The organism is Eubacterium sp. An3, assembly GCF_002159465.1.
Lineage (GTDB): Bacteria > Bacillota > Clostridia > Lachnospirales > Lachnospiraceae > Anaerobutyricum > Anaerobutyricum stercoris.
Genome location: NZ_NFIR01000040.1, coordinates 1 through 20,845 on the forward strand (window position 1 = coordinate 1; position 20,845 = coordinate 20,845).

Here is a 20,845-nt window from a genome sequence, read left to right on the forward strand (position 1 = left end):
AAAGTACGCCAAAAAACGGAAGTAAGCCACAGTACAGGTGAGATTACTTCCGTTTTTCCCTTTAGATTAAGCGAGGGAGTCGCTCTATCATCTAATTTGATAATTTTGCGACACCCTCTGATTAAGGACACTATTTTTTTGTAGAATTATACATACTCTTACATTTGTTCCGGACACTCAATTCCAAGCAGAGCTAAAGCATCTTTTATAACTTTCATAGTAACAGAGACAACTTTTAATCTTGCCATTTTAATTTTTTCATCTTCTACATTAATCTGACAGTCATGATAGAATTTATTAAAATGCTGTGCCACAGAAACAGCAAATCTTGAAATCATAAAAGGCTCATATTTATCCGCTGCATCCTTCACAACATCCGGGAATCTTGTAATATCCTTCAAAAGATTCATAGTTACTTCATCTGTCAACACATTGTAGTCAATATTTTCCGGAATAACCACATCTCCTGCCTTGCGGAGAACACTAGCACAACGGGCATAAGTATACTGCACATAAGGGCCTGTCTCCCCGTCAAAGTTGAGAATCTTATCCCAGTTGAACACAACATCCTTAATTCTCTGATTATATAAGTCATTGAAAAGAATAGCACCAATACCGACCTGTCTTGCCACTGTTTCCTTATCTTCCAGATCCGGATTTTTCTCTTCAATAATCTCATATATTTTCTGGATAGATTCGTGAAGAATCTCTTCCGCATAAATCACATTTCCGCTTCTTGTAGATAATTTACCGCCCTCCATGCTGACCAAACCATATGGAACATGAACAAGCTGATCATACCAGTCATATCCAAGAAGTTCAATAACCTTAAATACCTGTGCAAAATGCAGCTTCTGCTCCAGACCTGTGACATAGATACATTTATCAAAATTATATGTCTCTTTGCGATAAAAGAGAGCTGCCAGATCACGGGTAGCGTAAATACTGCTTCCATCTTTTTTCATAATAAGACACGGAGCCATATTATATTCATCCAGCGGTACGATATGCGCTCCTTCACTTTCCACAAGAAGATTCTTTGCATTCAGTTTGTCAACAACATCCTGTGTTTTATCACGGTAGAAGCTCTCACCGGTATAATGATCAAATTCCATTCCAAGTAAGTTATAGATTCTCTTGTATTCCACAAGACTGATATCCTTAAACCACTGCCAGATAGAAAGAGCTTCTTCATCTCCCTGTTCCATCTTTACAAACCATGCCCTTGCCTCATCGTTAAGGGAATCGTCCTTCTCCGCTTCTTCATGGAATTTGACATAAATTTTCATCAACTCAGAAATACCATTTTTCTCTACTGCCTCTTTACTTCCCCAGCGTTTATAGGCAACGATCAGTTTTCCGAATTGCGTTCCCCAGTCACCCAGGTGGTTAATTCTCTCCACATGATAACCCAGCTTGGAATATATCTTATACAATGAGTTACCGATAATCGTTGTACGAAGATGACCTACATGGAAATTCTTTGCCACATTCGGTGAAGAATAATCAATACAGATTGTTTTACCCTCTCCTACTTTGGAAGAACCGAAATCTTCAGCTGAGATTGTATTCATGATCTGTTTTGCAAATTGTTCTTTTGCAAAGAAGAAATTGATATAGCCTCCTACATTCTCAACTTTAGAAAAAATATCATAATTTTTCTCTAAAATTTGTTTTGTAAGATCTTCTGCAATCATATTCGGAGCTTTTCGGTAAATCTTTGCCAGCTTAAAACATGGAAATGCAAAATCTCCCATATCTGTTTTTTTAGGTATCTCCAAAGCTGAAGCAATCTCCTCTTTTTCAAGCTCCTGTATATTTTCTGCCAGAATATCGATTAATTGATTTTTCATGTTTTCATCCTTTCCCACTATTTATAATATCATCCATTTCACGGATCAGCTCCCTGATGTCCTCCATATGTTTGTCAATTTGAGAGATGTTATCTTTAATCTGCTGAATCTGATCAGACAATTCTTTTTGTCTGTCGTCCTTTTTGTTATCCTCTATATCGGATAAATTCAGAGGAGAAAAATATTTTAAAATATCTCGTTGCTCCACATGCTGAAACAAAGTCTTATCTCGCTGCTCTCTTTCTATTTTCAGCTGAAGTATCTGGTTCTCATAATCATCTTTTTTCTCCGTCAGATATATCATCTCATTGGATAAATGTTTCTTCAACTTCTCGTCAAATTGGAGCAGTCTCTTTTTTAAATAATCATCCGGACCATGTACCATACTCTTTTTATTAGCATTCATGATTTCTCACCTTTTTCTGCCTATAGAGGATTCCTGGACGGAATGCCGGCCTTTCTTGGATATGCTTTCGACGTTCCTTTACATTTTTTTATTTTAATCAAAACTCTGAGAGAGTCCTCTCCCGGAAGTTGAAAATCATCCACCTGAACGATCTTGCTTCCTAATGCTTTCATACAGGAATCACACGTTTCTATTTCCTCAAGACCTTTTCCTGCTTTATAAGAAACAAAAAAACCATTAACTTTCACAAACGGAATACAATATTCACTGAGAGTACTTAAATTGGCCACGGCCCTGGAAACTGCCAGATCAAATCTTCCTCTGTATTCCTGCTTTCTGGCCAAATCTTCTGCTCTTCCATGAACAGCCTCCACCCGGGACAGCCCAAGCTCATCAATGACCTCATTTAAAAACTTTACCCGCTTATTCAACGAATCAAGAAGTACTACAGAAATCTCCGGATATATGATCTTCAGAGGAATCCCCGGAAATCCCGCTCCGGTTCCAATATCGATGAGGCTCTTCACGCTTCCCATATCTATGACACGGCGACAGGTAAGGCTGTCAATGAAATGCTTTTCAATGACTTCTTCCTCATCTGTAATGGCAGTGAGATTCATCACTTTATTTTTTTCGATCAAAAGGTGATAGAATTCCTCAAATTGATCAAGCTGCAAGTCATTCATGCTTATGCCTGCATCCTCTGATGCTTTTTTTAACTTTTCTTTGAAATTCATAGTATGTCTCCAGAACTTTACAAATTCATTCTACATCATTGGTCCGAACAAAATGTCTCAATACATAAGTTTACACATTCTTTTCTTCTCCGTCAACCATCTTCTATATACGCTTTCTTCTCATCTGTTCAATATAAACAAGCAAAACAGAAATGTCAGATGGAGATACGCCGGATATTCTGGACGCCTGTCCAATAGAATGAGGGCGAATGTCATTAAGCTTCTGAACCGCTTCTTTTCTGAGATTATGAACATCCTCATATACAATATCATCAGGTATCAGCTTATTTTCCATTTTTTTGAATTGCTCCACCTGCTTCATCTGTCTGGAAATGTATCCCTCATACTTAAGATTAATGTTTACCTGTTCTATAACAGAAGCATCAAGCGGACGTCTGTCAGGATCCAGCTCCGCCAGAGATTCATAATCAAGCTCCGGCCGCTTAATCAACTCCGCCAGCGTGGCGGCACTCTTTAGCGGGGTACTTCCATTCTTGGCAAGAACCTCCTGCACCTGCTTTCCGGCTCCCAGATGAACTCCCCTGACTCTGTCGATCTCCTCCTCTATCTGCTGTCTTTTTTTGCAAAACTTATCATATCTATCTTTTTGAATAAGTCCTATCTCATAACCAAGAGGAGTCAAACGCATATCCGCGTTGTCCTGACGAAGTAAAAGACGATATTCCGCTCTCGATGTCATCATTCGATATGGTTCATGATTTTCCTTGGTCACAAGATCATCGATGAGCACGCCGATATATGCCTGGGAACGATCCAGAATGACAGGAGCTTTTCCCTGGCATTTTCTCGCTGCGTTAATACCTGCGATAAGCCCCTGAGCGGCTGCTTCTTCATATCCGGAGCTTCCGTTAAACTGCCCGCCGCTGAATAATCCACTGATATTCTTAAATTCCAGAGAAAGGCGCAGTTGATTTGGATTAATGCAGTCATATTCGATGGCATAAGCATTCCGGATAATCTTTACATTTTCAAGACCTCGCACCGTCCGGTACATGGCATACTGTACGTCTTCCGGAAGAGAACTGCTCATACCTCCCACATACATCTCATTGGTATACTCGCCTTCCGGCTCGATAAAAAGCTGATGTCGGTTCTTATCGGCAAAACGAACGACTTTATCCTCAATAGACGGACAATACCGTGGCCCGGTACCCTCAATCATTCCGGAATATAATGGAGAACGATCCAGATTATCTCTGATAATCTTATGAGTTTCTTCATTAGTATATGTTAGCCAGCAGGATATCTGCTCTCTTCTGATATCTTCTTCCCTATTGGTAAAACTGAACGGCACAATTTTTTCATCTCCAAATTGCTCCTCCATGACAGAAAAATCCACAGAACGCTTGTCAATCCGCGCCGGAGTTCCTGTCTTAAAACGATACAGCTCTACGCCGTTGTCAATAAGCGACTGACTCAGGTGGTTGGCAGCCTGCAGGCCATTAGGACCGGTATATTCTACCACATCGCCATACAGACATCTTGCTTTCAGATAGGTTCCTGTAGCTAAAACTACAGTCTTCGCATGATAAATCGCACCGGAAAATGTCTTGACTCCCCGGATACTGCCCTCTTCCACCAAAAGTTCTGTCACTTCTCCCTGGCGGAGCGTTAGATGATCTGTATTCTGCAGAGTATAACGCATGGCTATAGAGTAAGCATCCTTGTCAGCCTGCGCCCGAAGAGAATGAACGGCCGGCCCTTTCGACTTATTGAGCATCTTTGACTGAATATAGGTCTTATCTATATTTTTTCCCATCTCGCCGCCCAGAGCGTCAATCTCTTTTACCAGATGTCCCTTGGAACTGCCGCCGATATTGGGATTACACGGCATCAGCGCCACGCTGTTCATACTCACCGTAAAAATAATCGTCTCACAGCCCAGTCTTGCCGCTGCCAGAGCCGCCTCACAGCCGGCGTGCCCCGCTCCCACGACGATCACGTCATAATATTCTTCTACAACCTTCATATATCTTTCCTCTATTTTCGGTAACAGTTCAGCCATACATCTCGGAAAGGCGCTGAACTGTTACCTATTTTCCCGTACAGAATCTGGAGAATATCTCATTGACCAGATCCTCTTCCACAGCCTCGCCCGTTATAAGCCCCAGTTTCTCATAGGCATTCATCAGATCAATAGTAAAAAAATCTTCCGGCATGCCGTTTTCTATGCTCTCTTTCACACACTGGAAACTGGAAAGAGCCTCATCCAGAGCATTTTTGTGCCGGGCGTTGGTAATGTACATCTCCTGATTCGCATCTATTTTACCATGAAACATCATTTTTTTTAACTCTGTTATAAAATCATCAATACCCTGATGATATTTGGCCGAAATGGCGATAACCGGCTCATCTTCCTCCGCATACTCTCTGATGCAGGCGGCCGCCTGTTCAAAGTTACCTCTGAACTTCGGCTGATCTTCACCGGATTGCCCGCTCCTTTGCGCCTTCGACTGGCCCGCTTCGCCAGTATTCCCTGCATTGCTTTCCGCCTGGCTCACATCAGATTTGTTCAGAAGAAACATCTTTTTCCGGTCGCGGATCTGATCGAGTATATCAAAATCTTCACTGGAAAGCGGTACCGAAGTATCCGCCACATAAAGAATGATATCCGCGTTCTCGATTTCTCTTCTTGCCTTTTCTACTCCGATTTTCTCCACAGTGTCTTCTGTATCCCGGATTCCCGCCGTATCAATGATATTCAAAGTAATGCCATCTATGGTCACCGACTCCTCCAGCGTATCTCTGGTGGTTCCGGCAATCTCCGTGACAATGGCCCTCTCCTCTCCCAGCAGCGCATTTAAAAATGACGACTTGCCCGCGTTGGGCTTGCCGACGATACAGGTGCGGATTCCCTCAGCAATATATCGTCCGTCATCGTAGGAGGACAACATTTTCCTTGTCTCATTAGCCCACTCTTCCACTCTCGGATACAGAGTATCTCCGTACCCGTCCAGACTGATATGCTCCGGATCGTCCAGCGCTGACTCGATATAAGCTACCTGATAGAGAACCTCCTCTCTGATCTTCTTTATCTTGTCAGAAAGACCGCCTTTCAGCTGCGCCACAGAATTACGTCTTGCCAGCTCATTTCTTGACTCGATCAGATCCATAACTGCTTCTGCCTGGGATAAGTCGATTCTTCCATTTAAAAATGCTCTCTTGGTAAACTCACCCGGCTCCGCCGGTCTGGCGCCATGTTTTAACACCAGATTCAGAACACGGTATACCACAGACACCCCTCCGTGACAATCAATCTCCACCACGTCCTCTCTGGTATAACTGTGCGGCGCCTTCATTATAATAACAATACACTCATCAATAACTGTTTCCCCATCTTTGATATTACCATAATATACGCGATGGCTTTCCAGTAAAGAAACCTCTTTTTTATTATAAGGCTCAAAGACTTCGCCAAGGATTCTCATGGATTCCCCGCCGCTGATTCTTATAATCCCAATTCCTGCATTGGACACGGCAGTAGCAATGGCAGCAATAGTATCAAATTCACTTATCATAAATTTCGCTCCATTCAAAAATAGGATGTTTAAAAAATCCAGTGGAATCTTTAAACATCCTTATTATTATCTGTCCTTTTTTAGCATAATCACAACTCTGCGATAAGGTTCTTCTCCCTCGCTTCTTGTACACACATATCTGTCATTCTGCAGCGCAGAGTGAATTACCCTTCTTTCGTATGGATTCATCGGCTCAAGAGATACCGGTTTCTTCGTTCTCTTTACGGTATAGGCAATCTTCTTTGCCAGCTTTTCGAGAGTTACCTTTCTTCTTTCCCGGTAATTCTCCGTATCAAGCTTTACACGAATATACGCATCGCCCTCTTTATTCACAAAAAGGCTGATCAGATACTGAAGCGCATCCAGGGTCTGTCCACGTTTTCCAATGAGAATCCCCATATCCGGACCGGACAGATCAATATTCATTACATTATCTTCCTCGTTAAACTGTATGGAAACTACTGTCTCCACATTCATGGCAGCAAATAATTCATCACAGAATTCCTGGGTTCTTTCAACCAGAGACTTCTTTAATGTCACACGGATCACCGCCGGCTTAACGTTAAAGATTCCAAGAAAACCTGAACTTCCCTCGTCCACTACTTCATAATTTAACTTATCACTGGTGATTCCAAGCTCAACACTGGCTGCTGTTATAGCATCTTCTTTCGTCTTGCCTTTAAATTCCATAACGTCCACTATTTCTTACCTCCCCTGGTATTCTGCTCCTTGTCATACTGCGATACCAGATAAGCATTTCTCCCAATCTCACCCAATTTATTTACGTCAATGTTCTGCGTATCCGCAGTATTTTTTGAACCACCCGGCATCTTCTTAAGATTCATATTAGCTACATCAGTAATTGTTGATCTGCCGGATGTGCTCTGCTGCCCGGAGCCTTCCGCGCTGCCGGCAGCACCGGTCAGTCTGTCCATTAAGCTCTTTTTCCCTTTTGCTTTCTTCTTAGCTGCCTTCTTCCGGTTCTTCTCAATCATCTTCTCAATGTCGGCATGTTCCATATATTTGTTTACGATGATCTGCTGTATACACATAAACAAAGCACTGGTCGCCCAGTAAAGACCCATACCGGCCGGAGCCACAAGACAGAAATATGCGGACATCAAAGGCATGAAATAGGTCATGCTCTTTGTCATTCCTGCCGCAGGGTTATCTCCCATATCCGGCTGCTTCATGGTTTTGGTTGCTAAAAACTGGAACAGCGCCGCACAAACAGGAATCAGAAGATATATGGAAATTCTGAATCCCGGCGACTGCGCCACGTTAATGCCAAAGGCGAAGTTATTAATGCTCGCCACCTGCTGATGCACGCTTTGAATAATATTGGAAATAGACGGCATGGCATCGGCCAGCTGATTCCATGCATCGGCAGTAAAGTAATTCAGAACATCGATAATCTGATTAGATGTAGCGTCGTTTGGAAGCTGCGTGATGTAAGATGAATTTACACCTTCTGCAATTTTGTTGATGGTGTCCACATAACCGGTATTCTGCTGGATAGCAGTTACCGCCGTCATATAAATGTCTTTTACCTGCGGAATATAGGCAGGCACATTACGTACAACATTAAAAAATGCAATAAAAATAGGGAACTGAATTAAGAGCTGCGCACATCCTCCCGTTGGTCCGGTGCCATACTTCTCATAGACGGCCTGAATCTCTTCATTCTGCTTCATCATGGAAGCCTGATCTTTTTTATTGCGGTATTTCTTCTGAATCTTTGTAATCTCAGGCTGCATGACCTGATTGATCTTCATGAACTTCTGCTGTTTGATTGTAAGCGGAAACATGATCAAACGCACAAATACGGTAAAGATGATGATACATAAACCGATATTCTGAACGCCAACAAAATCTAGCGCCCGGAATATGATATCAATGACGTACCCCAGCAGCGTGGATATCCACCCAATAATCGGGGTCGACGACTGCGTCAATAGCATACTTCTCCTCCTTAATTACGGAACCGGATCATATCCGCCTTTTGCAAAAGGATTACAGCGCAGTATCCGCCATACAGCCAGCAGACCTCCTTTTATAACGCCGTACTTCGTCAGAGCCTCGATGGCGTACTGCGAGCAGGTCGGCGTATAAATGCAGGTTGCTCTTCCTTTCAGAGCAGACAGATATTTCTGATAAAATTCAATACCTTTAATTAAAATTGTTCTCATGTGAAATCTCTTCTAATAGATGATGCTGTTTCAACAAATGCAAAATGGCACTTTCAAATTTCTTATACTCGGACTCTCTAGCTGATTTTCGTGCCACTATCACAATATCATAACCCTGATGAACGTCTTCCCAGTGAAGACGCATAATCTCCCGAATCACTCTGGTCACTCTGTGTCTTATGATACTGTTTCCAACTTTTTTACTGACGGAAATTCCAACTCTGTTATATGGCAGCCCGTTTTTCAAGATAATCATAACAAAGCAACGATTCACTTTCGATAAACCGCTGCGATATACAGACTGGAACTCCCTGTTTTTTTTTAAAGACTGAAATTTACTAAGCAAACTTTCTCACCTTTCCAATGGTAAACAAATGAGAAAAGAAAAGGCCACATGACTGCGACCTAAGCTGACAATTTATTTCTTCCTTTTGCTCTTCTTCTGGCTAATACCTTTCTGCCATTAGCAGTGCTCATTCTTTTTCTGAAACCATGAACTTTAGATCTCTGTCTCTTTTTTGGCTGATATGTCATCTTCATAGCGAAAGCCACCTCCTTCGATTATTCTCTCCTGTTGAAAAACATCACACCTATTATATTGAAAAAAACATACCTCGTCAAGTAAATCCTTATTATTTTTGGCATAAAATCTGTTTTTTCATTTTTTCCACATAATACGCAGGACTTATCCACGAGTTATCCACATTTTGTGCATAACATGTGCATAACTTTGGAAATATACACAATTTCTTTTAGATTTCTGGATTATAACAAGGAAAATCCTTCATTTTTCGATTGTGGATAAGTGAACTTAAGTTATCCACAATCCACATTTCGAGTTTTTTATCCATTTTTTCTCATATTTTTTCCACTTATCCACAATAAGTTATCCACATTTTCTAATTGAAAAAAAATCTGCTTTGTTATACACTTATATCTACACACTTCTGCCCTGAAGGCATTTGTACTTTCAGCTCAGAAGCAAAAATGTTGTACAATCGGTACGCTATCATACATTTTTATATAACAAATGTATGTGCCGACCAGGATAATCGGAATGGAGTTATAGAGAAATGAAAGAAAAAATCGAGGCAAACTGGCAAAAAATATTGGATATTCTCATAAAAGAGCAGGATGTTACACAGGTTGCTGTCCATACATGGATCGAGCCGCTGACCATCCAATCGGTCACAGACAGCACTATCACCTTTTTTGTATCCCGTGGACCAAGAGGAATTGAATTCATCAAACATAAATATTACGATGTTCTCCTGTCCATGGCCATCGAACAGGTCACTGGCAGGCAGTTTGAGATCATTTTCACCGATTCACCTGCCGTTGAAGAACAAACTGTTCCAGAAGAAAAACCCGCAAAGAAAAAAAAGACTTCCGTTCCGTCAGAATACTTAGGAAACCTGAATCCGCGATATACTTTTGACACTTTTGTGGTCGGCCCTACCAACAAGATGGCCCACGCTGTGTCGGTTGCAGTGGCGGAATCTCCGGGAGGTTCCTATAATCCTCTGTTTTTATATGGGGGCGCGGGACTGGGAAAAACGCATCTGATGCACTCTATCGCACATCACATCATTAATAATAGGAAGGATCTGCGTGTTTTATACGTGACTTCCGAAAAATTTACCAACGAACTGATCGATTCTCTCAAGCATGACAAGAATAAAGAATTTCGGGATAAGTACAGAAATATCGACGTTCTTCTCATCGATGATATCCAGTTTATTATAGGAAAGGAAAGTACACAGGAAGAGTTTTTCCATACCTTTAATGAGCTGCACGAAGCCAAAAAACAGATCGTCATCTCCTCAGATAAGCATCCTCGGGAGATCTCGACCCTGGAAGAGCGTCTCCGCTCCCGTTTTGAATGGGGTATCACTGCAGATATTCAGCCTCCGGATTACGAGACGAAGATGGCAATCCTTAAAAAACGGGCGGAACTGGAAAATCTTGAGATTGATACGGAAGTTATGCAGTATGTGGCGACTAATATTACTTCCAATATTCGTGAGCTGGAGGGGGCACTCAACAAAATCTGTGTCTTCGCCAACCTTGAAAACCGCCCGGTTACGCTGTCTCTGGCAGAAGAAGCTCTGAAAGATATCATCGAAACGCAGAAAGAGATCACGCCGGAAGTGATCATGGACGTAGTTGCAGAACATTATAACATAACGGTTTCCGACATTCTGTCCCGCAAGAAAAACAAAGAAATTGCCAATCCAAGACAGATTTGCATGTATCTGAGCCGTAAATACACCAACACTTCTCTCCAGGCTATCGGAAAGATCATGGGAAATCGAGATCACACTACAGTCATGCACGGTTCGGACAAAATCGCAGACTTAATCAATCGGGATGAACATTTAAAATCCAATATTGACATTCTTATAAAGAAGCTGAACCCACCGACATAAGGGACTGTGGACAGTCTATACGGCAGTATTCAGGGTAATTCTCACGCCGGAGGCTGTCCTCCGGTTTTATCCACATTTTATCCAAAACATATGTGGATTCCCTGTGGATAGTATGGGGATAATTTTTATACTGTGGATAAACATCTTGTTAAAAATCACTTATCCACCGCACTGTCCTCATAGTTATCCTTCGGGTTTCACCCCGATATTCAGCGGTTATTTCCACTTATTCACAACATCAACAGCCCCTACTACTACTACTACTGATATTATCTTATTAATATATATCTTTTTCACCGAAAGGAGTTATACACAATCATGAAGATCATTTGTCCAAAAAGCCAGTTTTTACACGGCGTTAATATTGTTTCCAAAGCTGTTTCCACCAAGACAACCATGGATATTTTAGAATGTATCCTGATTGAAGCTTATGATGGAGGCATCAAGCTGACTGCCAATGATACAGAACTCGGTATTGAGACAACCATTACAGGCGATATTGTTCAACCTGGTAAAATCGCTCTGGAAGCAAAACTTTTTTCTGAAATTATCAAAAAAATTCCGGATAACGACGTGATTCTTGAGACTGAGGAAAACGGCAACACAAGCATCCGCTGCGAGCAAATTCACTGCAATATTATGGGAAAACAGGGCGATGACTTCTCTCATCTTCCGGTGATCGAGAAAGAAAATAAGATTACTGTTTCTCAATATGATTTAAAAGAAGTGATTCGTCAGACAATTTTCTCTGTTTCTGATAATGAAAACAACAAATTAATGACCGGAGAACTGTTTCAGATTGAAGATAATCAGCTTACTGTCACATCTCTGGATGGTCACCGGATTTCTGTGAGAAAAATTGCTCTTCAGGACAATTATCCGAAGATGGAAGTAATCGTTCCCGGCAAAACTTTATCAGAGATCAGCAAAATTCTTCCGGGAGAGGCTAAAGACAGTGTAAATATGTATATTACTGATAAACATATTTTATTTGAATTTGAAAATACGCTGGTAGTTTCTCGTCTTTTAGAAGGAAAGTTTTATAATATCGGACAGATGTTATCGACTGATTATGAAACAAAGATTGTCATAAATAAACTAGAACTGCTCCGTTGTCTGGATCGTTCTACTTTATTCGTAAAAGAATCTGATAAAAAGCCAATTATTCTCAAAATTGAAGACGGTAAAATGGATCTTATGATTTCTTCTCAGATCGGTTCCATGCAGGATCAGATACAGATGGAAAAAGAAGGAAAAGATCTGATCATCGGTTTTAATCCGAAGTTCCTGGTGGATGCGCTCCGTGTCATCGATGAAGAAGAGATCACCATGTACATGATCAATTCCATTGCGCCGTGCATTATCCGGGATGAGCAGGTGTCCTACCTCTATCTCATTCTGCCGATCAATGTCAACAATAGTGGAATTTAAGGTTCGTTAAAAATATATCAGAGATTTAGATTGAGACAGGTAAAATATTGATAAAGTCTTAACAAATGTTTTGACGAGACAAATCGTATCGGCGCATTCAATTTGCCTGATACGCTATAGAATACGGGAGTAATCAAATGGAATTAAAATTAAAAGATGATTTTATCAAATTAGGACAGGCTTTAAAGGCGGCTGGTCTGGTGGACTCCGGCCTAGACGCAAAGATTGTCATTCAGGACGGCGAGGTGTCCGTAAACGGTGAGGTGGAGACCCGCCGCGGCAAGAAGCTCTACGACGGCGATGTGGTGGAGTTTGACGGAGAGACCATCAAGATTGTGGGATAACAATGAAGGACCGGGAAGAAGAGCCGGCAGCGGCCTTCCCGGCACCGATAAAGCCGATAAAGAGGAATACTGTGGACAGGAGGCAATGCCATGTTTGTGGAATCCATACAATTGAATAATTACAGGAATTATGATTCGGCAGATGTGACATTTTCTCCCGGCGTCAATATTTTTTACGGCAATAACGCCCAGGGCAAGACGAATCTTCTGGAGGCGGTGTATTTGAGCGGCACCTCCCGCTCCCACCGGAGCAGCAAGGATAAGGAGCTGATCCGGTTTGGGACGGAGGAAGCCCATATCCGCCTTTTTTTCAGAAAGCAGGAACTGTCTCACCGGCTGGATTTTCATTTAAAGCTTAAGAAACCAAAGGGGATCGCCATCGACGGTATACCCATCAAAAAGACCAGCGAGCTGCTGGGGATGCTGCCCATCGTTTTTTTCTCGCCGGAAGATCTCAGCATGATCAAGAACGGGCCGTCCATGCGGCGGAAGTTCCTTGATATGGAGATGAGCCAGCTGGACAGAACGTATCTTCAATATCTGACCAACTATAATCATCTGCTTGGCGAGAGAAATAATCTCTTAAAGCAGATTGCCGTGTTTCCGCAGCTCAGGGAGACACTGGACGGATGGGATGAACAGCTGATCATGACAGGGGAGAAAATCATAGAGAAGCGCGGTACCTTCATCGGACAGATTGATGAGATGATGCGGGAGATCCACGGGAAGCTCACAGGACAGCAGGAGGACATGAAGGTACGCTACGAGAACAATGTCTCCGCGGAAGAGTTCCGGGAAGCCCTCCTTCAGAGGAGGGACAGGGACATCCGGACCGGAACCACCTCTGTGGGGCCTCACAGGGACGATATGGAGTTTTTAATCAACGAGGTGGACATTCGCAGGTTTGGGTCCCAGGGACAGCAGAGAACGGCTGCTCTGGCCTTAAAACTGTCGGAAATCCGTCTCATTGAGCAGATATCCGGGGACAAGCCAATTCTGCTGCTTGACGATGTGCTTTCGGAGCTTGACAGCCGCCGGCAGAACTATCTTCTGGAGAACATTTCTGACATTCAGACGATGATTTCCTGCACGGGACTGGATGATTTTGTGAATACGCGAATGCATCTTGATAAGGTATTTTATGTGGAGCAGGGAGCGGTACGGGAGTATACCCTGTAATTTTGTTGTGTTTAAAAAGTTGAATCTTAGGCGATATTTATGATATAATAACTTAGTTATGCTATGTAATTTTATGATATGCAAGAATTTAGATATAAGAGATAAACGGTAGGAGGTTTCAGTATGAGTGAAGAACAGATTTCTGCAGCCCAGGAATATGGTGCGGATCAGATTCAGATTTTAGAAGGTCTGGAAGCAGTGCGCAAAAGACCTGGCATGTACATTGGAAGCACCTCATCCAAGGGCCTCCACCATCTGGTATACGAGATTGTCGATAACTCCATCGACGAAGCTCTGGCGGGATACTGCGATACCATTGAAGTATTTATCAACAAGGATAATTCCGTTACCGTGCGGGACAACGGACGAGGCATCCCGGTGGGCATAAACAAGAAAAAAGGCATCCCTGCCGTGGAGGTGGTATTTACCATCCTTCATGCCGGCGGCAAGTTCGGCGGCGGGGGATATAAGGTATCCGGAGGTCTTCACGGCGTGGGCGCTTCCGTAGTTAACGCCCTTTCCGTATGGCTGGAGGTAGATATCAGCCACGAGGGCAAGATTTACCGCCAGAGATATGAGCGGGGTAAGGTCATGTACCCGCTGACTGTGGTCGGCGAGACGGAGCGGAGAGGAACGGAAGTACGTTTCCTGCCTGACCCGGAGATTTTCGAGGAGACGGTCTTTGATTTTTCCGTGCTGCGGCAGCGGCTCAGAGAGATGGCATTTCTCACGAGAAACCTGAAGATCGTTCTGACGGATCTGAGAGAGGAAGAGCCGGTTTCCCTCACCTTCCACTATGAGGGCGGCATCAAAGAATACGTGGAGTATCTCAATAAGCAGAAAGAAGTGCTGTACCCGGAGGTCATTTACTGCGAAGGCAAAAAGGGAGACGTTTACGTGGAAGTTGCCATGCAGCATAACGACTCTTACAATGAAGGCGTGTACAGCTTTGTCAATAACATTACGACGCCGGAGGGCGGCACACATCTTGCCGGCTTCCGAAGTGCGCTGACCAAGACATTTAACGATTACGCCAGGGAGGCGAAGCTGCTTAAGGATAACGAGCAGAACCTTTCCGGCGAGGATATCAGAGAGGGTCTTGTGGCGATTATCAGTATTAAGATACCGGAACCGCAGTTTGAAGGGCAGACCAAGCAGAAGCTCGGCAACAGTGAAGCCAGAGGCGCCGTGGACAGTGTGGTCAGCGAGCAGCTTACTTATTTTTTGGAGCAGAATCCCAATGTGGCGAAGCTTATCTGTGAGAAGGCGATCCTGGCCCAGAGAGCGAGGGAAGCCGCCAGAAAAGCAAGGGATCTTACAAGAAGGAAGTCCGCTCTTGACGGCATGAGCCTTCCGGGCAAGCTGGCCGACTGTTCTGACAAGGATCCGGCCAACTGCGAGATTTACATTGTAGAGGGAGATTCCGCCGGCGGGTCTGCCAAGACGGCCAGAAGCCGCGCTACTCAGGCGATCCTTCCTCTGCGTGGCAAGATTCTCAACGTGGAGAAGTCAAGACTTGACAAGATTCTGGTCAACAACGAGATCAAGGCGATGATCACCGCCTTTGGAACAGGAATCCATGAGGATTTTGATATCAGCAAGCTTCGGTATCACAAGATCATCATCATGACCGATGCCGATGTGGACGGCGCTCATATCGCCACCCTGCTTCTCACCTTCCTGTATCGTTTCATGCCGGAGCTGATACGGCAGGGCTATGTATATCTGGCACAGCCGCCTTTGTACAAGATCGAGAAGAACAAGAAGGTGTGGTATGCCTACAACGATGAGGAGCTGAATCAGATTCTGACGGAGATCGGACGGGACAGCAATAATAAGATTCAGCGTTATAAAGGTCTGGGCGAGATGGATGCTTCCCAGCTCTGGGAGACTACCATGGATCCGGAGAGAAGAGTTCTTCTCCGCGTCAACATGGACGAGGATTCTCAGTCCGAGCTTGATCTTACATTTGACACGCTGATGGGAGACCGCGTGGAGCCGCGAAGAGAGTTTATCGAGGCCAACGCCAAGTATGTGCAGAATCTGGATATCTGATGATGGATTCAGGAGGAAAAAATGGACGAGAGTAATATTTTTGATAAAATCCATGAGGTCGATCTGAAAGACACCATGGAGAAATCTTATATAGATTATGCCATGAGCGTCATTGTCTCAAGGGCTCTTCCAGATGTGCGGGACGGTCTCAAACCGGTGCAGAGAAGGATTCTTTATTCCATGATTGAGCTGAACAACGGTCCGGATAAGCCGCACAGAAAATGTGCCCGTATCGTCGGCGATACCATGGGTAAATATCACCCGCACGGAGACAGCTCCATCTACGGCGCTCTTGTTAATCTGGCCCAGGAATGGTCTACCAGATACCCGCTGGTGGACGGACACGGCAACTTCGGTTCCGTGGACGGAGACGGGGCAGCGGCCATGCGTTACACGGAGGCACGTTTGTCTAAGATCTCCATGGAGATGACGGCAGATATTTATAAAGACACGGTAGATTTTGCGCCGAACTTTGACGAGACGGAGAAGGAGCCGACGGTGCTTCCGTCCCGTTTTCCGAATCTCATGGTCAACGGCGCCCAGGGAATCGCTGTCGGTATGGCGACCAATATTCCTCCGCACAATCTGCGGGAGACCATCGACGGCGTGGTAAAGATTATCGATAATCAGATTGAGGAAGACCGGGATACGGACATCAACGAGCTGATGGAGATCGTAAAAGGTCCTGATTTTCCGACGGGAGCCTCTATTCTCGGCAGAAAAGAGATTGAAAAGGCATATCGTACCGGCCGCGGCAAGATCAAAGTCCGCGCCGTGACCAATATTGAACCGATGAACAACGGAAAGCAGCGGATCATCGTCAGCGAGCTTCCGTATATGGTAAATAAGGCGAGACTCATTGAGAAGATTGCCGAGCTGGTAAAGGATAAGAGGATTGACGGCATCACGGAACTTCGGGATGAATCCGACCGTTCCGGTATGCGTATCTGTATTGAGACGAGAAAAGACGTCAATGCAAATGTACTCCTGAATCAGCTTTTCAAGCATACGCAGCTTCAGGATACCTTCGGCGTCATCATGCTGGCGCTTGTTGACAATCAGCCGAAGATTCTGAACTTAAAGGAGATGCTCACCTATTATCTGGAGCATCAGAAAGATGTCGTAACAAGAAGAACCAAATATGAATTAAACAAGGCGAGAGAAAGAGCCCACATTTTGGAGGGCTTGCTGAAGGCGCTGGATGTCATTGACGAGGTCATCCGGATCATCCGCGCGTCCAAAAACGTGGCGGAAGCCAGAGAAAGTCTCATCGAAGCCTTTGCATTTTCTGAAGCGCAGGCCCAGGCCATCGTGGATATGCGTCTGCGTGCTCTTACCGGTCTGGAAAGAGAGAAACTGCAGGCGGAGTATGACGAGCTGGAGAAGAAGATTGCCGAGTACGAAGCAATCCTCGGTGACGAGAAGATTCTTCTGGGCGTCATTCGCGATGAGATCATTCTCATCCGGGACAAATACGGCGACGAGCGGAGAACATCCATCGAGCTTGACGCGGAGGATTTCAGCGACGAGGCGCTGATTCCGAGAAAGGATACGGTCATTACATTTTCCGGCCTTGGCTATATCAAGCGCATGACTCTCGATAATTTCCACAGCCAGAACCGCGGCGGAAAGGGCATCAAGGGCATGAACATGATCGACGATGATAATATCGACGATATGTTCATCACCAGCACCCATAATTTTATTATGTTCTTTACCAACCGGGGACGGGTGTACCGTCTCAAGGGCTACGAGATTCCGGAAGCCGGAAGAACCGCCCGTGGTGTCAATATCATTAATCTTCTCCAGCTGCAGCCGGAAGAGAAGGTGACGGCCATCATTCCTGTGGAAGAAAATGAAGATAAAAAATACCTTGTCATGGCAACAAAGCGGGGTATTATCAAGAAGACAAAGCTGGAAGAATACCAGAATATCCGAAAGACCGGTCTGGCGGCCATCACTCTCCGGGAGGGTGACGAGCTCATCGAAGTGAAACAGGCCGGCGATGAGGATGACATTTTCATGGTGACCAGAGAGGGACAGTGTATCCGTTTTGCGTCCGGTAATGTGCGGGAAATCGGAAGAGTGTCCATAGGCGTCATCGGCATTAATCTCGGCGACGCCGATGAGGTTGTGGCCATGCAGGTAAGCTCCGAGGGAGAAGATCTGCTCATCGTGTCGGAAAAGGGTATGGGCAAACGTACTCCGCTTTCCGAGTTTACGCTGCAGAACCGCGGCGGCAAGGGACTGCGCTGCTACAGGATCACGGAGAAGACCGGATATGTGGTGGGCGCCAAGATTGTGAACGCCGACGAGGAGATCATGATGATCACCACGGAAGGTATCGTGATCCGTATGGAGAGCGGAACCATCTCCGTCATAGGCAGAAACACCTCCGGTGTGAAGCTCATGGACATTGACGCAGACAGCGACGTGAAGGTAGCAAGCGTCACCAAGGTAAAGCTGACGGAGTCCGAAGCAGAGGAAAGTGAACACGCGGAGGATGAGGCAGACAACAATCCTGCGGAAGCCTCCGAAGAGACAAACGAGACAGTATAAAAAATGTATAGAAAACGGGCTGCTGCACGACCGATATTCCAGATACAGGGATTTGTTCTGGAGCAGGGTTGTGCAGCGGCCCCTTCTTTTATAGAATAAGAAAGTCAAAAAAAGAGAATAAAGGGAGGAGCGGATATTCATATGAAAGTGATTCATACAGAACAGATCACAGAGAATATAAAAGAAATGTGTATGGAGGCCAATTATTATCTGTCAGAGGATATGAAGGATGTACTCTGTCAGGCGGCAGAGAAAGAGGAGAGTCCTCTGGGATGCCAGATATTAAATCAGCTGAAGGAGAATCTGGATATTGCCGGTGAAAAACAGATTCCCATCTGTCAGGATACCGGAATGGCGGTGGTCTTCGCATCGGTGGGACAGGATGTGAGAATCGAAGGCGGTGTCCTGTCCGACGCCATCAATGAAGGCGTGCGCCGGGGATATACAGAAGGGTATCTGCGTAAATCAGTGGTAAAAGATCCGTTTATCAGAGAAAATACAAAGGATAATACGCCGGCGGTCATTCATTATGATATCGTGCCGGGAGACACGCTGACGCTGACTCTCGCGCCAAAAGGCTTCGGCAGTGAGAATATGAGCCGGATCTTCATGTTAAAGCCGGCAGACGGCATGGAGGGAGCCAAAGAAGCGATTCTCTCTGCCGTGAAGGAGGCAGGACCTAATGCCTGTCCGCCTGTGGTGGTCGGCGTCGGCATCGGCGGTACATTTGAAAAGGCAGCACTTATGGCCAAGCAGGCGCTCACCAGGAAGGCAGGAGAACATTCGGAGATTCCTTATGTAAAAGAAATGGAAGAAGAACTTCTGGAGAAGATCAACGGGCTTGGAATCGGACCGGCGGGTCTTGGAGGAACCGTCACAGCTCTGGCAGTTAATATTAATACCTATCCTACTCACATCGCGGGACTTCCGGTGGCGGTCAATATGTGCTGCCATGTGAACCGGCATGTGACAAGAACACTGTAAGAATATAATAAGAATATAAATAGAAACCTTAGAAAGGAATGGAAAATGGACAGACATATACAGGTTCCGCTTCAGGAACAGGATATTGAAGAATTAAAAGCCGGTGATTACGTATATTTAACGGGCACCATCTATACGGCGAGAGATGCCGCTCATAAAAGAATGTATGATTCCATGAAGAAAGGGGAATCCTTACCGATAGAGCTGAAAGGAAATGTACTGTATTATCTGGGGCCAAGTCCGGCCAGAGAGGGACAGGTCATAGGTTCTGCAGGGCCGACCACCAGCAGCCGGATGGATAAATATACTCCTGATATGCTGGATGCCGGATTAAAGGGCATGGTGGGCAAAGGAAAACGTTCTCCGGAAGTCATTGAAGCTATGAAACGGAATCATGCCGTATATTTTGCCGCAGTGGGAGGCGCCGGCGCTCTGCTGTCCCAGTGTATCAAGGAAGCAGAGGTAGTCGCTTATGATGATCTGGGGACCGAAGCAATCCGCCGGTTATATATAGAGAATCTTCCTGTCATCGTGGTGATCGATAAAGATGGTAATAATCTGTATGAAACTGCTTCAAAAAAATGGCAAAAGATTTAAAAATATAGCTTGACAACAGGAAGGGTATTTGCTAATATAATATAGCGCTGTGTGATTCTGACACAGCGAATTAAATATTTTATTATATTTAGGCATATGGAGAAGTACTCAAGTGGCTGAAGAGGCGCCCCTGCTAAGGGTGTAGACCGTTCGCGCGGTGCGAGGGTTCAAATCCCTCCTTCTCCGTATTCTCTTTTGCTTTTTTGGCAGAAATACAAAAGAGAATAAAAAAGTGCTTGACAAATAAAGAAAATATGATAGAATATAACAGTTGCTTCTGAGAGAAGCAAAAAGAGTTTTTGTCCTTGAAAAAAGGATGAAAAAAATAAAAGAAAAAAGTGCTTGACAAACAAAAGTGGATGTGATAAAATACAAAAGCTTTTGCGGTTCAAAAGCAAATGAGGCCGATGAAGTTCGGCAGAGTAAGTTGATAACTGAATAACAAAACAACCTCGAACGTTCAATTCAATTGAGTATTCGGATCCTGAAGCGAGTGATGTCGGCGAGAGGGGTCCATGGAAGAGAACGAAGTTCGAACCTAAA

Annotated in this window: 19 protein-coding genes and 1 tRNA gene; 9 read left to right on the forward strand and 11 right to left on the reverse strand. The window is 44.5% G+C overall.

Annotated features, from left to right (window positions below; genetic code table 11):
* Positions 1-158: 158 nt before the first annotated feature.
* From argS to rpmH, 10 genes are all read right to left on the reverse strand, one after another.
* Positions 159-1,853, reverse strand: coding sequence for an arginine--tRNA ligase (gene argS / locus B5F87_RS18375; RefSeq protein WP_087283629.1), 1,695 nt, complete (start codon positions 1,851-1,853; stop codon positions 159-161).
* A gap of 4 nt (positions 1,854-1,857) precedes the next feature.
* Positions 1,858-2,259, reverse strand: coding sequence for a hypothetical protein (locus B5F87_RS18380; RefSeq protein WP_087283631.1), 402 nt, complete (start codon positions 2,257-2,259; stop codon positions 1,858-1,860).
* A 20-nt stretch (positions 2,260-2,279) separates the two neighbouring features.
* The gene (gene rsmG / locus B5F87_RS18385) at positions 2,280-2,996 is read right to left on the reverse strand and encodes a 16S rRNA (guanine(527)-N(7))-methyltransferase RsmG (RefSeq protein WP_087283633.1); all 717 of its coding nucleotides are present in this window, start codon (positions 2,994-2,996) and stop codon (positions 2,280-2,282) included.
* Between the two features lie 103 nt (positions 2,997-3,099).
* On the reverse strand, positions 3,100-4,986 hold the full coding sequence (gene mnmG, locus B5F87_RS18390; RefSeq protein ID WP_087283635.1) for a tRNA uridine-5-carboxymethylaminomethyl(34) synthesis enzyme MnmG: 1,887 nt from the start codon (positions 4,984-4,986) through the stop codon (positions 3,100-3,102).
* Between the two features lie 64 nt (positions 4,987-5,050).
* Complete coding sequence (gene mnmE / locus B5F87_RS18395; protein ID WP_087283638.1) at positions 5,051-6,535, reverse strand: tRNA uridine-5-carboxymethylaminomethyl(34) synthesis GTPase MnmE; 1,485 nt, start codon at positions 6,533-6,535, stop codon at positions 5,051-5,053.
* A 66-nt stretch (positions 6,536-6,601) separates the two neighbouring features.
* Positions 6,602-7,225: an RNA-binding cell elongation regulator Jag/EloR gene (gene jag / locus B5F87_RS18400; RefSeq protein WP_242964578.1), complete on the reverse strand. Its 624-nt coding sequence runs from the start codon at positions 7,223-7,225 to the stop codon at positions 6,602-6,604.
* Positions 7,226-7,233: 8 nt separating this feature from the next.
* The gene (locus B5F87_RS18405; protein ID WP_087283642.1) at positions 7,234-8,496 is read right to left on the reverse strand and encodes a YidC/Oxa1 family membrane protein insertase; all 1,263 of its coding nucleotides are present in this window, start codon (positions 8,494-8,496) and stop codon (positions 7,234-7,236) included.
* Between the two features lie 15 nt (positions 8,497-8,511).
* Complete coding sequence (yidD, locus tag B5F87_RS18410) at positions 8,512-8,724, reverse strand: membrane protein insertion efficiency factor YidD (protein ID WP_087283643.1); 213 nt, start codon at positions 8,722-8,724, stop codon at positions 8,512-8,514.
* A complete protein-coding gene (rnpA, locus tag B5F87_RS18415; protein ID WP_087283645.1) occupies positions 8,705-9,070 on the reverse strand; it encodes a ribonuclease P protein component in 366 nt (121 codons plus the stop codon). Before rnpA ends, yidD begins: the two co-directional genes overlap by 20 nt.
* A gap of 59 nt (positions 9,071-9,129) precedes the next feature.
* Complete coding sequence (rpmH, locus tag B5F87_RS18420) at positions 9,130-9,264, reverse strand: 50S ribosomal protein L34 (protein WP_087283647.1); 135 nt, start codon at positions 9,262-9,264, stop codon at positions 9,130-9,132.
* A gap of 533 nt (positions 9,265-9,797) precedes the next feature.
* On the opposite strand from rpmH, the gene dnaA reads away from it, so the two are divergent.
* The 9 genes from dnaA to B5F87_RS18465 all read left to right on the forward strand — a co-directional run bounded on the left by dnaA (position 9,798) and on the right by B5F87_RS18465 (position 20,488).
* A complete protein-coding gene (gene dnaA / locus B5F87_RS18425) occupies positions 9,798-11,153 on the forward strand; it encodes a chromosomal replication initiator protein DnaA (RefSeq protein WP_087283649.1) in 1,356 nt (451 codons plus the stop codon).
* 318 nt (positions 11,154-11,471) lie between these two features.
* Complete coding sequence (gene dnaN / locus B5F87_RS18430) at positions 11,472-12,584, forward strand: DNA polymerase III subunit beta (protein WP_087283651.1); 1,113 nt, start codon at positions 11,472-11,474, stop codon at positions 12,582-12,584.
* A gap of 137 nt (positions 12,585-12,721) precedes the next feature.
* Complete coding sequence (locus tag B5F87_RS18435; protein WP_087283655.1) at positions 12,722-12,928, forward strand: RNA-binding S4 domain-containing protein; 207 nt, start codon at positions 12,722-12,724, stop codon at positions 12,926-12,928.
* Between the two features lie 90 nt (positions 12,929-13,018).
* On the forward strand, positions 13,019-14,107 hold the full coding sequence (gene recF / locus B5F87_RS18440; protein ID WP_087283658.1) for a DNA replication/repair protein RecF: 1,089 nt from the start codon (positions 13,019-13,021) through the stop codon (positions 14,105-14,107).
* 123 nt (positions 14,108-14,230) lie between these two features.
* Positions 14,231-16,162 (forward strand): DNA topoisomerase (ATP-hydrolyzing) subunit B, encoded by a 1,932-nt coding sequence (gene gyrB, locus B5F87_RS18445; RefSeq protein WP_087283661.1) that lies wholly within the window; start codon positions 14,231-14,233, stop codon positions 16,160-16,162.
* Positions 16,163-16,183: 21 nt separating this feature from the next.
* On the forward strand, positions 16,184-18,721 hold the full coding sequence (gene gyrA / locus B5F87_RS18450) for a DNA gyrase subunit A (RefSeq protein ID WP_087283664.1): 2,538 nt from the start codon (positions 16,184-16,186) through the stop codon (positions 18,719-18,721).
* A gap of 141 nt (positions 18,722-18,862) precedes the next feature.
* The gene (locus B5F87_RS18455) at positions 18,863-19,705 is read left to right on the forward strand and encodes a fumarate hydratase (protein ID WP_087283667.1); all 843 of its coding nucleotides are present in this window, start codon (positions 18,863-18,865) and stop codon (positions 19,703-19,705) included.
* A 45-nt stretch (positions 19,706-19,750) separates the two neighbouring features.
* A complete protein-coding gene (locus B5F87_RS18460) occupies positions 19,751-20,302 on the forward strand; it encodes a Fe-S-containing hydro-lyase (RefSeq protein ID WP_087283669.1) in 552 nt (183 codons plus the stop codon).
* Between the two features lie 98 nt (positions 20,303-20,400).
* Positions 20,401-20,488, forward strand: a tRNA-Ser gene (locus tag B5F87_RS18465).
* Here B5F87_RS18465 and B5F87_RS21270 read toward each other — a convergent pair.
* Positions 20,470-20,845 (reverse strand): hypothetical protein (locus tag B5F87_RS21270; RefSeq protein ID WP_204246097.1); only part of this gene is annotated, 376 nt, incomplete at its 5' end. The two genes, B5F87_RS18465 and B5F87_RS21270, sit on opposite strands and share 19 nt — an antisense overlap.